This window comes from Reichenbachiella carrageenanivorans, assembly GCF_025639805.1.
Lineage (GTDB): Bacteria > Bacteroidota > Bacteroidia > Cytophagales > Cyclobacteriaceae > Reichenbachiella > Reichenbachiella carrageenanivorans.
The window spans coordinates 766112-781059 of sequence record NZ_CP106735.1 but is presented as its reverse complement, the minus strand read 5'-3'; the positions used below and the strand labels follow the sequence as shown (position 1 = coordinate 781059).

Sequence of the window (14948 nt, the reverse complement as noted above, 5' to 3'; positions counted from 1 at the left end):
GGTCGGCAGCTGCCAAAAGCATAAATGGTAACGTCACTTTTTGATTTTACTTTTGATATATCATGAGTTTGAAAAAAATATTTCCACTCTTAGCTGGGCCATTGGCCTTTCTGATTGTGATGGTGCTAGACCTTCACGGGCTTTCTTATCAGGGGCAGGTCGTGCTGGCGACCACAGTATGGGTGGGTATTTGGTGGATGACAGAAGCAGTAGAGCTGGAGGTGACCTCCCTGCTGCCCATTCTGCTCCTATCGCTTGGAGGTGCCATGAAAATAGGTGAAGTAACTGCGGCCTATGGGCAAAGCTATATTTTTCTTTTTATGGGGGGCTTCATTATTGGTTTAGCGGTAGAAAAATGTGGATTACATCGAGTGATTGCCTTTTTTATAGTCAACAGTATAGGCACGAGCCCTCGCAAAGTTATTTTAGGTTTTATGGTGGCTACTGGTTTTCTTTCTATGTGGATCTCTAATACAGCTACTGCCATCATGATGCTGCCGATAGCATTATCCCTCTCTTCTACTGGCAAAGGTGGGGGTGATTTCAGTACCAAGTTGTTATTAGGTGTGGCTTATTCAGCTTCTATTGGTGGTTTTGCTACGCTGATCGGGACTCCTCCCAATATTATTTTCGCAGCTGTGTTAAAAGATACACTTGGGATAGATGTGCCATTTATACGCTGGATGTTGTTTGCTTTTCCATGTGCCTGGTTATTGATAATAATTTGTTGGTGGTATTTGACTAAAGGTTTGTCTAGAGAGAAAATATCCAGCCTCGTCATTCCAGAAAAACCTAAAGCCTTGACCAAAGATCAGGTCAGGGTGGCTGTTGTGTTTTCGGTGGTCGCATTCCTGTGGGTTTCCAGATCGTTTTTGATTAATCTTTTTTTACCACAAGTAGACGATACGCTTATTGCCATTTTTGGCGCTATAGTCCTGTTTATCGTTCCTTCAGAAAAACAAGGCAAGCTGATGAATTGGAACACGGCGAAGCATTTGCCATGGGGAGTGCTGTTGATGTTTGGAGGGGGATTGGCCATAGCCAAAGGCTTTTCTATGACAGACCTTACCCAATGGCTGGCTGGAGGGTTTGATCAATTGGATTTTCTGCCATTTATTATGATCGTTTTGATTGTGATTACGAGTACTAATTTTCTCACGGAGATGACTTCCAATACCGCAACCGCGAGTATGTTGCTGCCTTTATTGATCACATTGAGCATTTCGCTGGGTGTGTCTCCTATAGTTTTGATGTCTGGTGCTGTACTAGCTGCTTCTTGTGCATTTATGTTGCCAGTGGCCACTCCTCCTAATGCTGTTGTTTTTAGTTCAGGAAAAATCAAGATCAAGCAAATGATGCAGACAGGCTTTTGGATGAACCTAGTGTCTATTGTACTGATTTGGTTGTTTGCTACTTATCTGGCTCCGATGGTTTTTTGATTAGACGTAATCAATAAAGAAGGATGTAAGGATATAAAATAGCGAACTAAAAAGTTGAACCATTTGGCTCCGAAAGTCATAAGACCTCTTTCGAAGTTTAAAAACGACTAGTGAACGGGTTTTTCTCTGATTCTATCGAGTAAAACTCATATGGATCAAAAGATTAGCTTCATTTGGGTGAATAAAAGAAGCACTCATGAAGTATTTGATCGCATTCATTCTCCATTTTATGATATCGAGTTATACTGTAGCTCAAACAGCGGATTATGACTCTGTCTACCTGATCAACAATTGTGTGGAGCTCGATGCTACAGGGTCTGTTCAGGAGGACAGAAAAGACCTTGTTTATCAGTGGACATTTGGAGAAGGGATTCTCAAATATGGTGTGAAAGTTAATCATTGTTATAGTTATCTGGGTACCTACGAAGTGGTCCTATCTGTTATAGACCCCCAAATTAATGCTTTGTTTCAAAAGGAATGGACATGTCAGGTCGAGGTGACAGAGAATTATCATCTCTCGATTGACATCAGCAAAGATGTAGACAAGTCAATTACGGCTTCCTCAATACTTTCCTGTCCAAGTACTTCAGGTCAAAGTGATTTTTTTTGGGATTATGGTGATGGCACATACGATGTAGGCAAAGAGGTAATACATAAATATCCTCGGGCAGGAAGCTATTCTGTCAGACTTTTAGCTCAAGTGATACATCAGAATGATACCATAAATCTGGTGCAAACCACAACTCTTTCAATTCAAGATGATGAGATTTAAAAACCGAATTTTGATGAGCTCAGTATTTGTGTTGTTGAGTGCCGTTCAAGTAGGTGCTCAAATGGTGCCAAGTAGTTTCGAACAAATAGACTACTTAGTCACTTTTGGTACAGAGAGCCACACCGCTTGGGGAGATGACGACAATAGTCAGGTGTTTTTCTTCGTCATCCCTTCGTCATTTACTAAGCCTATATACATAAGAGTATTTGATCCTAGTACGGGTAGTAATATCGATGAACGAAATGGAGAATGGAATACCAGAACCAATTTTTCGGTCTACAGTGGAGCTGGTACTCATAGCGAACCAGACAGTAGAAAAACGGATCCCGTGGGAAATTATCGCAGTGGACATTTACTGGCTTCAAAGACTTTTTCTAATGAACCCAAGTATGACAATAGGTGGTATTCATTTGGCCCATTCAACCCTCAAGAAGGAGAGAAATCCGAAGAGGTAAATGGGCATGTATTCAAAATCATAGCCGAGGGTCTTTTAGGAGACGATGGGAATTTATACAAGTATTTTTTGAGTACTCAGCCCGATGTAAATCGCGAAGTAGAAGGAGCCAATGCTTTCACTTACGAATATTCATTTAGACTACCAGAGGCCATTCATTCTGTGGCGCACTTGTATCCTTTTATAGACAAAGATATGATTAGCCTCACACAACACAATTTTGATTTTGATAAGGAAGGTACTGTTCTTCTGTACTCTGTTACAAAAAATCGCCATAAGGCAGAAGTTTCGGGGAATAATACTTGGGGAACGAGTAAGCACTATATAGAAGAAGGGGAGCGAAATACTTCTATGGATTTACAAATCGTGAAAAATAAAACGTCTCGAAATGATATGGTTTGTTTTCTGACTAATCAGTATGCTGAAGCAGTTGCTTTTTTTTCTTCTCCTATAGGAGGCCCTCCTAAGTTTAAGTACAAAGTAAATGTGAAGTACAAAACGGAGTCTGCCAAGTAATGATGAGTAAGATGAAAATGTGGATCTTAATAGGGTTTTTGCAAGGCATCGTGGGTATGAGTCTACATGCGAGTGTTCGAGATTTTACAGTGAAACAATACGGATTAGACCAAGACTTTGAAGGTATTTTCATTTATAGTATTGTACAAGACCTTGATGGCTTTTTGTGGGTAGGTTCGGATGATGGGCTTTATCGGTTTGATGGAAAAAAAATGCTACACTATAGCCAAATGGATAGCATGGTTGGAGATTTGGTTACGGCTTGCGTGGTTGGTCCAGATGAACATTTGTACTTGGGTTATTATAATGGAGGTGTCAGTATTGTTGAGCATGGAAAGTATAGAAAATTGATAGGTGCCGAAGCTGCCTCAGGTTCAAGTAAACTTAACCGATTTTACCAAGATGACGATCAAGCGTTGTGGGGGCTCACTCAGAATTCAGGGTTAGTTAAAATCGAAAATGGAGAGACTAAACACATCGAAATAGAGTTGTTGTCACAGCTAATTTCTTATGACCTGATTAGGCATCATGATAGATTTTATATTGGTACAAATGAGGGCTTGTTGATGCTGAAATGGAATGAAGACGATGAAATTTCGCCGATTGGATTTGTTGTAGGATCCTTTGGCAAGACGGTAAATGCATTGTATGAAGATCCTCACGATGATGAGATTTTGTGGGTAGGTACTGACGAGGGTTTGTTTTACGTAGAACATGGGGCGTCTACCAAAGGAATTTTTAACCCAGTGGAAGGTCTAGAGCAAAAGAGAATTACGTCGATCACGCGCGACCATCTTCAGACGCTATGGGTAGGAACCGCAGCATCTGGGCTTGTAGAAATAGAACTTAAAGACAGTCATGCACATCGGTTGACCTACTTTGACAAAGTACACGGGTTTCCTGGAAATCAAATAAGCAGCCTATACGTAGATCGTGAAAATGAGATCTGGGTCGGGACCTTTGGCCATGGATTGATACAATTGAACCGGGCTTTTTTCCATCATTATGAATTGAAAAAATCGAGTGATATAGAGGGTGTAAATGATATTCATTATGTGAACGAAGACTTGTACTACTTAGGTACTGATAAGGGGTTGGTCAAAGTATTTAACCGACCAGAGCAAGACAGTTTGATTTTCGAAATGATCGAAGAAACTAAAAAATTTCAAATCACTCGGATTTTCGAAGAGCAAGGTACAGTATGGCTAGGCACACGTACCAGAGGCCTCATCAGATACGACATTGCAAAAAAGGAATTTAAAGATATAAAGCTGAGCCCTGTAGATGTAGGACTTTCTCATCATGTGAGGTATATCGCTAGAGCTAATGACGGTAATTTGTGGGTTTCTATTGCTGGAAATGGAGTTTATCATATAAATCACCAAGGGGAGCTTTTAGAACATTTCAATACACGGATGGGTTTTTACCACAATGAAATATTCGCAATTCTTCCAGATCAAGCAGGCAATATTTGGTTTGGTGCTCAAAGTGTGGGACTGGCACTACTCAAACCAGGGAAAGAAATGGCTTTTCTGACCAAAGATGATGTTTTTCCCGCCAGAGATATAAATAGTATTTCTCAAGATCAAACAGGTATGATCTGGATCGCGACATCTGGATCAGGACTGTACAGTTTCAATGGCAACAATTTTCAGCGATTCGATGAAGAAACAGGATTGCTTTCCAATTTTTGTAATGCAGTAGAAGTAGATAGTGCAGGGCAGGTCTGGGTAGGACATCGCAAAGGACTAAGCCTGATTCAATCTTCTTATGGTATAGTCAGAAGGTTTAACCACCCAAGCGAACTAGGGGAGACAGAGGCAATACTTAATGCAGTAACCAAAGACGCTAAAGGCAATATTTGGTTTGGGAATCCTTATGGTGTTACTAAAGTGATTCTGCCTCACATCCAGCATCGTATTGAAAAAAGACGAACTCATATTCAAGACATACGTGTCTTTTTTGAGCGTGTCGATCTATTGGCCCATAGCAAGCAAGCAAAGTTGGACGATATGCTTCCAAATGACTTGAGATTCAACTACAAAGAGAATCACCTCACTTTTGATTTTGTATCGATTAATTTAAAAAAACCGGAGGGCATATTCTATCAATATCAATTAGAAGGTTACGACAAGCAGTGGTCGCCTATCACGTCTGTCAACATGGCCACTTTCACCAATCTTGACCCTGGAAAATATACCTTTAGGATCAGGGAGTCAGATCATTCACAGTTTTGGAACGACAATTATGAAGAAATAGATTTCGTTATAGATTCGCCTTATTGGAAAAAATGGTGGTTTTATCTGCTACAGATTTCGATAATGGTTGCCCTATTTTCTATCACCTATTTGATTTCGGCCAAGGGGCAAAATTTGTTTGTTATTAGACTAATGGTATATGTGAGTCTATTTATTGTTTTCGAATATATCCATACCGAATTGGAGCCATATATAGAATCAATTGTAGGTGAGACACCCATTTTTCAGGTATGTGCTAATTTGGCGTTGGCCTTGGTCCTATTGCCCATAGAATTGAGAATGGCGAAGTATCTGAGGAATAGAGAGTCTCTACGAGCCAAAGAAAAAAACAGCTAGCATATATAAAATGACTTCATGCAAAGAAAAATATATACCCTGATACTAGTTGTGCAATTCAGTTTGCCACTGTGTGGTCAGACAATCACATCTAGTGTATTGCGCAAGGCAGACAAAGAATTCAACGAATTTAGTTACGCTAATGCAGTAACATATTATAAACTCGTGTTAAAAAAGGACGCAAGTCAAAAGTATGCTATCAGTCAAGTAGCCTTGTCGTATCGAAACCTCAACCAGCCAGATAGCGCAGAAGTTTGGTTTAAAAAAGCAATCGAAAGCGACACTACTCATACAGATTTCTACTTTTATTTGGCAGAAGCACTTTTGAGTAATCAAAAATATACAGAAGCCAAGTATTGGTATGGGCAGTATCATGTAGAGGCCAAATCTGACTCTAGAAGCAGCAGGAAGTTGGCTGCATTAGAAGACATAGATCAGTTTTTCATCAATAAAGATCAAGTAATAATTGAACCAATAGTGGGAAACTCTAAAGGATCGGATTTTAGTCCTGCATTTTTTAAGGATGGAATTATGTTTGTATCGTCAAGACCACGATCTATGTGGGTTAAGCATGAATTCAACTGGGACGAGTCCAATTTCCTTGATTACTACTATTTTAGTAATTCGGATGAAGCTATAGGTTATTATGAGGGAGGGTTGAATACTAAATTTCACGAAGGCCCATTGGTTTTTTACAATCATCAACAATCAGTAGTATATACGAGAAATAACCTAGATAGAAAAAAGCTCAAGAAGGGCAAAAATGGCGTTACTAATCTCAAACTTTTCTTTGCCAATTGGGATTCGAACCTCCAGCAATGGGTCAACGAAACACCCTTTGTCTACAACGATGACAACTACTCTATAGGTGCGCCAGCTATCAGCGAAGATGGTTCGGTATTGATATTTTCATCTGATATGCCTGGCGGGTTTGGCGCGTCGGATTTATATGTTTCGTATAGAGACTCACAGGGTTGGAGCAAGCCTCAAAACTTAGGAGCCAGTGTGAATTCTGAAGGTAGGGATGGATTTCCTTTTATCTATCAAGATCAGCTATATTTTGCGTCGGATGGTTTAGAAGGATTGGGTGGTTTAGATATTTATCGTATAGATTTTGATGCGGGGGCAATAGGCCAGCAGGTTAGTAATCTTGGTGCACCTTTTAATAGCTCAAGAGATGATTTTGGATTGATAGTGAATGAATCTGACGGTTACTTTTCTTCTAACAGAGGAGAGTCTCATGTAGATAATATATATAAGTTTAGAGCCCCTAGTATTGAGCACAGTTTGATAATGGGTGAAGTATGTCATTTGAGTACTAATATGCCCATTCAAGGAGCGGATGTGTTTGTCAAAGGAAAAACAGGAGAGTACTTATATACCAGATCGGATAAAAATGGGCATTTTTCTATTTTGACACCTAGGCATACAGACTGGGTAGTTACAGCCAGAAAATTCAATTACAATTTGATGGCAGAACAATTGGCAGACAATACTAATGAAGACACTTTAGAGATTCGGCGGCTATACTTGCGTGAAATAAGCACAGAGACTGTAGTCGTGAGTAATGATAGTACAGTGCCCGTAGTGGCCGTGCCTGTAGAAGACAATAGGATAAAGTCATATGATGAAACAAGTTTTTTTGTGGATGAATTTTCTATTGGCGATACGTTGAGAGCTGACAGTGTTTATTTCGATAGAGATAGTTATGAGTTGAGAACAGATGCTATGGAGACACTTGGAGGAGTAGTCAATTTTATGATTGAACATGTAGAGATAGGTATAGAGTTGCACTCACATACAGATTCAAGGGATAGTTATCAATATAATCAGGTGCTTTCCGAAAACAGATCTGTTACAGCTAGGGATTATTTAGTAGAAAGAGGGATAGATATTCGCAGGATTACTTTGGTCAATCATGGCGAGTCCAAGTTGGTTAATGACTGTGGCAATGGTGTACCATGTACGGAATATCAATATGAGCGTAATAGAAGAGTAGTCATTTACTTAATCAAAGAAGGCACTAGTCAATCATTTTAGCTTTACGCTTACGGTGTTATGACGAATCTAGTATTCTCTATTTCAAGAGCAAAGGCTTTTGGAGCCAATCATATTTGATGGCATGGCTAGGGTACGAGCTCGTTTTGGCGGAGATAATCAAAATTTGCTTTATTCAAAAAAAGAAGGACCTTAATTTATAACTCTAACTGAAAAGAAAATGCCATGAAAAGATTACTATATCTTCTGGCAATTGTGATAATTACAATTTCTTGTGAGCAATCTCAATTATTAAAATCTGATGCTGAAGTAATGCAAGTTAAAGGCATATACATTTATGTCTATGCCACTCCAAAAATGGAATTCGACTATCTCGGTAACGTTAAAAATAACTTGGGAGAACAATTAAATATAGCAACTGAAGGCAAAAAGAAATTTGGAGATCTTTTAGAAGGTGTAATTTCAACTGGCGCACAAAATGCTGATTTTCGAAAAGTCCTTGATAATATGATCAAGTTGACTAAACAACAATACAGAGACGCTGATGGAATAGTATTTCCCGAGAATCTTAGCCAAGGTTGGGCAATTAAGTTTAGGGATAACTAGCCTTTTCCTTAAGTTTATGCAAATCAGTGTCTCTGATATATGAATTTCCTCTTATCGTAGGTTAAGTGGAGCGATCTTAGGACCTATTTTGCGAAAGGGCATCCGCCCGATCGACTATATTAGCCCTGCCATAAAACCATAACCTTAATCGAACCAATGGCTAGAAAATATGCTATACGAGACCAGTTATCAATTTCATAGTCTGACATTGACAGTTGTAAGTTGGATTATGATCGAGCGGATGCTCTATTCATTTGGGTCTTAGCGTCCGATAGGACTAGTGGGGTTGCCAGATTTGATCGCATTACAAATGCTCACTTAGATTGGTCACGCTTTGCAAAAGCGCGCCAGAGGAGGCCAGCAAGTCTTCGACGGGCTCAATAGCGCGGTGGCCTCTGCTGCAGGCTTTTTGGCGGCACCACCTGCGGGCGTACCCAAGGCCTACATCCAGTGTTTGGTCTTCGACAAGGACTTCAACGACATCACGCCAGCCGATGCCCATGCGATGGTAAGTGATGCAGCAGCAGGCCACGCCAGCACTGCAGAGACGATCAGCAAGAGATAGAAATGCCCGAGGATGGTTATATTTACATCTATGTGGCCAATGAGACGCAGGAGGCACAGGTCAACTTCGACGATATCACCGTAAGCATACTAGGCTTCGATATTTCAGAGATGACCGACTACTATCCTGGCGGGAGTGTCGCGAGCCATTGGGAGAAAGAGCCCTATCGTTTTGGTTATCAAGGAGAATACTCCGAAGAAGATCAAGAAACGGGCTTTAATCACTTCGAGGCCAGAGCATACGATAGTCGTATCAATCGTTGGATGGTCACTGATCCAGCTCGTCAATATGCAAGCCCCTATAAGAGTATGGGAAACAATTGGATAAGGTTAGTTGATCCAGATGGTAGGTATGACAATCCAAAAAATTGGTTTCAGAGGACTTGGAATAATTTAACCTTCAGGGGTGGTTTGAATGATGCATACGCAATCAAAGCTCAAAGCATTATTAGTGGAGCAGATTTAGCTAGGTTTGATGAATTGAACTCGGCTGGTCTTTTAGATAGACCTGAGTCTTTTAATGCTGCTGGTGAAATTAAATCATTTGGTATGCAAGCCAGAACTGCAATGCTTGGAGTAACTGGATTGGCTATGACAACTCCAGTTTTAGCTGTAGGTGCTGGAGAATTAGCAACTGGACTTCCTTATTATGCTAATTTAAGTGCAAGCTCAGTTAATATAGCTTATTTAAGGACTGCATCGGCTGTGAATTCTGCATATTGGAAGGCGGGAGCAGCCTATAATTTTTCGAATATAGTAGCTAGTCAAGGGTTGAGGGTGGCAGCTGGCTCTGTGGCCGCGTTTAGCAAGCCACTTTTGATGAATCAAAATTCGCCAAAGTTTTTTCAAAGAATGTATCACAATCTAAGGCAGTTTAATAAAACAGGAAATATTGATTTATTTAATACAGCTCAGAAAATTTATGAAGGTTATGGCGATACGAATAAAGTCATAGATAATTTTGACTAATAATTAATCGGGAGATGAAGGATGGGAATTTTTTGCGTGACAGGGTAAATACTTTAAGTAAGTACTTGAATGTTACAACAGATGCGTTTAGTCTGAAACAGGCGAAGAATAGAGAAGATATTGCAAGTCAGGCATTAATTCTTTTGAAGAAGGACAATGAATTGCTTCGATCTTTTTTATTCAATGTTTATTATGAAAGGCTTGAAAGATCTTTTTTAATGAATTTTTTTCCAGAGAAAAATTCAATTGGCAAGAATGAAGCTATTGAGAAATTATTGCCTTATGAGTGTGCCAATGAAAGACTTAAGATTTTGGAAAAGGAAACGGACTTGATGTTGCCTGGGTTGGTGTTACCAAAGTTGAATTTTATTATCATGTTGCTACTGTTTGCCATCCCCTTGTTAGCAGTTATCCTTTATATAGTTTTTAATATGGGAGTTTTTGCTGCTATATCATCGATTTTGAAGTTGGGTTTTTTTGCTTTTATTATTTTCCTTCCTTATGTGATCGCTAAAGTTTCTTTTCCGAATTTCTTTGTGCCAAGTGTATTTAGTGGTATTGAAACGTTTGAAGATTTTGTTCAGGACTCTGTAATCGACAATTTGTATTTATATGATGATTCTAATGATGAGAATTTAAAAAAAGAGATTTTTTCTCTGGTTTAGCTGGCATACCCCGCTGGCGCAAGCTTGTAGCTTGTGCTATACGTCCCACTGGCGCGCTTTTGTAAAGCGTGCTGATCTCCACAAGTATTTGTAATACGCTTAGGCAGCTTCTATCTTGTGTTCATGTCCACTTGTAGCTTGTGCCATATGTTCTACAAATGAGAGATTGGTTAGACCAGAATTTATCCCTATACGTTCTACAAACCTTATGAGTAAGGCACAAAGCAGCAATTGTATTGCGTTGAAGAAGTCCAAGGGCTTGATCCTTCTAAGTCGCAAATGATTTGGGGTAGTGTCTTATTTAATGTTGATTTACCCATAGCTTATGGGCATTCTAAATGCCATAAAGGTACAATTGCAATTGAACGGATTTGATCGCATTACAAATGCTCACTTAGATTAGTCACGCTTTGCAAAAGCGCGCCAGATGAGCTGATATCAATAAATCAGACAATTAAACAAAATAGTAATTACTATGAAATCGTTAACTTTGGAAAAACACGCTTTAATCATGGGAACAGCACAATTAAAGGAAGAATTACACCAATATGTAGACCGCGGCGACAAAAGACTTTTGCATATGATGCAAGCCATTGCAAAAGCTTATTTTGAAGAAGATTATACTTCGCCAGGAGATCCGATGAGTATAGAAGAATACAAAGAGCGAATCAGGGAAGCTAAATCCAATATTGCAGTTGGTCATTTTACGACTCAAGAAGACCTTGAAAGGGAAATGGAGCAATGGTAAAAAAGAAGTTTAAGGTTGTTTGGAATGATGACGCCAAATATGCCCTCAAAAACATCTACCACTACATCAAGGAAAGAGAATCAATTGAAAGAGCGAAAAAAGTCAGAAATGAAATAGCAGCATCGGCCAAGAGTCTGAATGTTTTTCCTGAGAAGTTTGTAGAAGACCCATATCTGAAAGAGGAGCCTGGAAACTTTCGCTTCAAAGTAATCTGGAGTTATAAGATCATTTATGAAGTTACATCAGAGGCTATTATGGTATTGGACATATTTCATACGAGCAGAAACCCAGATCGTATTAGCGCAAACAAATAGCAGTAGCATAAAATTTTGAGGACATGGGAGACAGTGTGCTATGGGCTGAAATACCATGAGCAGACGCCTCATTGAAAAGTCTAATTCCCACTAGCGCGCTTTTGCAAAGCGTGCTGATCTTCACAAGTATTTGTAATACGCTTAGGCAGCTTCTGTCTTGTGTTCATGTCCGTCTGATCTGAGTTACCTACATCAAAACGCAGTGGAAGAAGGGTATGTATATGAGTCAGAGCATTATATATAGCAGCGCCAAAGATTATACAGGGTTGTCGGGTTTGATCGCATTACAAATGCTCACTTAGATTGGTCATGCTTTACAAAAGCGCGCCAGAGGAGTGAGATACAAGGACTAGGAACTTTATACCCACTCGCTCTGTTGGAGACATTGTTTATTTTAGACAAAAAAAAAGTACCATGGAGCCATTCGAATATGTGATTGTTTTGATTTCGATTATTCTAGGATTAGGTATTGCCCAATTGCTCAACGGAATTGCCGATATGTTGGCACAGTTTAAGAAGACCAAATTTAGTGTGGCACATAGCATTTTTGTGGTGGTATTGTTTTTTGTGTTCTTTCAAGATTGGTGGTATACCTTCCAGTATTCGCGTGAGATAGAGCAATGGTCACAGTTTATTGTACTGGCTTTGGTTAGTTTTCCAATCGCCTTGTTTATGCTAGCCAGATTCATGTTTCCTACAGGGTCGAGGAGTCAGGAGACCGATATGTATGCTTATTTCTCTGAAAACTGGCGATGGCTCTATGCCATTTTTGCGTCTACTATTTTGATCAGCATTGTGCAAAACATCACAATATCAGGCTATACATTCACAGAGCAAATTCCGCTCATGTTGTATTTTACGTGGTATGTGGTTTTTATTTCACTCAATATTCAGAATCAGAAATACCACAATGCCTTCCAGATCGCACAGCTTTTATTGTGGATTTATTTCTTTGCAGGCGTGGACAACGGTATGCTCAACTAATCGAGAATTCGCAGCTTTGCAAAGCTCAGTAGCAGTGTCTTTTCCCCTGCTTTTTCGAAAGAAATTTGAGCTTTTTTATTACTGCCTTGTATGTCTATTTCGGTCACCTGCCCAAATCCAAATTTAGGGTGTTCGACTTTGTTGCCCACAGCCAGTTTGGAAGTATCGCTCGGGCGAAAATCTGCCGACGGCTTGTGTAGTAGTTGGTTCGGAGGAGGTTTAGGCGCACTGCGCTGCACGTTGCTGATGAAGGTTTTAGCATACTGATCGCCAGCCCCAGATGAGTAAGTAGCTGAGGGCGAAGAAGAGGGACTGCTCATCTTCTGGTTGAACTTCAGAAAATCCTTGTCGATCTCTTCGAGAAATCGACTGGGTTCGCAAGTTTTGAGTCTCCCAAATCGATAGCGAGTGAGTGCATAGCTCAGATACAGTTTGGATTCTGCTCTGGTGATCGCTACATAGAATAACCTGCGCTCTTCTTCTAGGTCTTGTCGAGAGCTGATCATCATTTGCGAGGGAAATAGGTCCTCTTCCATGCCCACGATAAATACATTTTTAAACTCCAATCCTTTGGCCATATGAATGGTCATCATGGTCACAAAGTCCTTGTCGCCTTCTTTGTCTTTATTGTCCGCATCGGTGAGTAGTGCTACTTCTTGCAAGAAAGCAGCCATCGATTTATCTTCGTTTTCTGGGTTTTCTACAAACTCTTTGATACCGTTGAGTAGCTCTTGTACGTTTTCGTAGCGGTTGCGACCTTCGATGGTTTTGTCATCGTAGAGCTCTTTCATCAGACCAGAGTTTTTGGCAATGAGCGATGCTGCTTCAAAAGCGTCTTTTTTTTCTACGGCGAGTTTGAAGCTTTTGATCGTGGTCACGAATCCGTCTATGGCAGTTGCCGTCCGGCCAGGAATAAACGTATTTGCCTTTTCAAGGGTAGTCCAGAGGTCTGTGTTGGTTTCGGCGGCTGCTACGAATAGTTTTTCCACAGATCCTGCACCTATGCCTCGCTTGGGTAGATTGATGATGCGGCGAAGTGCCTGCTCGTCGTTTTGATTGACCGAATATCGGATGTATCCAAGCAAGTCTTTGATTTCTTTCCTTTGATAGAAGGATAGCCCACCTACGATTTGGTATTTGATGTTGTTTCTTCGTAGGGCTTCTTCCATCGCACGAGATTGGCTATTGGTACGGTAGAGAATGGCAAAATCTGAATTTTTATATTGGTTATTCACTTTAGACTCAAAGATGGCAGAGGCTACTAGTTTGCCTTCCTCGTTGTCGGTCGTGGCTTTGATTAGTTCGATCAGATCGCCTTCGGTGTTGTCGGTCCAGACACTTTTGCGTAGCTGGTTTTTGTTTTTGGTAATGACCGAATTGGCTGCATTCACGATCGTTTTGGAGGATCGGTAGTTTTGCTCCAGCTTGATTACTTTCAGCTCTGGATAGTCCTTTTCAAAATTCAGGATGTTTTGAATATCTGCTCCACGAAAAGCATAGATACTCTGTGCATCGTCGCCCACGATACAGATGTTTCGCCGAACGGCGGCCAGTTTTTTGGTGATTACATACTGTGAGATGTTGGTATCCTGAAACTCATCTACCATCACATAGTGAAAACGCTGCTGGTATTTGTTGAGCACGTCGATGTGGTCACGAAAGAGCACGTTGGTGTTGAAGAGTAAATCGTCAAAATCCATGGCGTCGGCCTTGAAGCAGCGCTGGGCATACTCGCGATAGATTTTTCCCATTTCTGGTTTCCCATTTTCAGTGTCGTCGGCCAGATATACGGGGTTGTTGTTATACTCTTGCCAAGAGACCAAGCGGTTTTTGGCGCTAGAGATTCTACTGAATACGACATTGGGTTTGTAGACTTTATCGTCCAAACCAAAGGCTTTTACAATCTGTTTGATGAGTGATTTGGAATCGTCTGCGTCGTAGATGGTGAAGTGGCTAGGGTAGCCGATTTTATGAGCTTCGGCTCTCAATATTCTAGAAAAAACGGAGTGAAAAGTACCCATCCATAGGTTTCGTGCGTCATTGCCCACCACTCCTTCGATTCGTTCACGCATTTCCTTTGCAGCCTTGTTGGTAAAGGTCAGCGACAGGATGTTGAACGGATCTACCTTGTGTTTTTTGAGCAGGTGAGCGATACGGAAAGTAAGTACCCGGGTCTTGCCTGATCCAGCACCAGCTATGATCATAGATGGGCCTTGTACATTTTCTACTGCCTCTCGCTGTGGAGGGTTCAGTCCGTTCAAATAGTCTAAATCCGCATGTTCCAACATGGCTGCAATTTACAAAGTCAGTCTTTATTTTGAGCCT

The 14948-nt window shown here is 40.5% G+C and carries 13 protein-coding genes; 12 read left to right on the top strand and 1 reads right to left on the bottom strand.

Annotated features, from left to right (window positions below; genetic code table 11):
- Nucleotides 1-62: 62 nt before the first annotated feature.
- From N7E81_RS02960 to N7E81_RS02905, 12 genes are all read left to right on the top strand, one after another.
- Complete coding sequence (locus tag N7E81_RS02960; RefSeq protein ID WP_263051795.1) at nt 63-1439, top strand: SLC13 family permease; 1377 nt, start codon at nt 63-65, stop codon at nt 1437-1439.
- 196 nt (nt 1440-1635) lie between these two features.
- Nucleotides 1636-2211, top strand: coding sequence for a PKD domain-containing protein (locus N7E81_RS02955; RefSeq protein ID WP_263051794.1), 576 nt, complete (start codon nt 1636-1638; stop codon nt 2209-2211).
- 13 nt (nt 2212-2224) lie between these two features.
- Nucleotides 2225-3181 carry a hypothetical protein gene (locus N7E81_RS02950; protein ID WP_263051793.1) on the top strand — a complete coding sequence of 319 codons (957 nt, stop codon included), beginning with the start codon at nt 2225-2227 and terminating at the stop codon, nt 3179-3181.
- Between the two features lie 17 nt (nt 3182-3198).
- Complete coding sequence (locus N7E81_RS02945) at nt 3199-5775, top strand: ligand-binding sensor domain-containing protein (RefSeq protein ID WP_263051792.1); 2577 nt, start codon at nt 3199-3201, stop codon at nt 5773-5775.
- Nucleotides 5776-5793: 18 nt separating this feature from the next.
- Nucleotides 5794-7815, top strand: coding sequence for an OmpA family protein (locus N7E81_RS02940; protein WP_263051791.1), 2022 nt, complete (start codon nt 5794-5796; stop codon nt 7813-7815).
- 183 nt (nt 7816-7998) lie between these two features.
- Complete coding sequence (locus tag N7E81_RS02935; RefSeq protein ID WP_263051790.1) at nt 7999-8379, top strand: hypothetical protein; 381 nt, start codon at nt 7999-8001, stop codon at nt 8377-8379.
- Nucleotides 8380-8767: 388 nt separating this feature from the next.
- A complete protein-coding gene (locus N7E81_RS02930) occupies nt 8768-8944 on the top strand; it encodes a hypothetical protein (RefSeq protein WP_263051789.1) in 177 nt (58 codons plus the stop codon).
- Between the two features lie 2 nt (nt 8945-8946).
- A complete protein-coding gene (locus N7E81_RS02925; protein WP_263051788.1) occupies nt 8947-9912 on the top strand; it encodes an RHS repeat-associated core domain-containing protein in 966 nt (321 codons plus the stop codon).
- A 14-nt stretch (nt 9913-9926) separates the two neighbouring features.
- Nucleotides 9927-10577, top strand: a complete 651-nt coding sequence (locus tag N7E81_RS02920) for a hypothetical protein (RefSeq protein WP_263051787.1) — start codon at nt 9927-9929, stop codon at nt 10575-10577.
- Nucleotides 10578-11052: 475 nt separating this feature from the next.
- Nucleotides 11053-11325 (top strand): hypothetical protein, encoded by a 273-nt coding sequence (locus tag N7E81_RS02915; protein WP_263051786.1) that lies wholly within the window; start codon nt 11053-11055, stop codon nt 11323-11325.
- Nucleotides 11319-11639 (top strand): type II toxin-antitoxin system RelE/ParE family toxin, encoded by a 321-nt coding sequence (locus tag N7E81_RS02910; protein WP_263051785.1) that lies wholly within the window; start codon nt 11319-11321, stop codon nt 11637-11639. Before N7E81_RS02915 ends, N7E81_RS02910 begins: the two co-directional genes overlap by 7 nt.
- A 414-nt stretch (nt 11640-12053) precedes the next feature.
- Nucleotides 12054-12623, top strand: a complete 570-nt coding sequence (locus N7E81_RS02905) for a hypothetical protein (RefSeq protein ID WP_263051784.1) — start codon at nt 12054-12056, stop codon at nt 12621-12623.
- On the opposite strand, the gene N7E81_RS02900 is transcribed toward N7E81_RS02905, so the two are convergent.
- Nucleotides 12620-14911: an ATP-dependent helicase gene (locus tag N7E81_RS02900; RefSeq protein ID WP_263051783.1), complete on the bottom strand. Its 2292-nt coding sequence runs from the start codon at nt 14909-14911 to the stop codon at nt 12620-12622. The genes N7E81_RS02905 and N7E81_RS02900 overlap by 4 nt on opposite strands.
- Between the last annotated feature and the right edge of the window lie 37 nt (nt 14912-14948).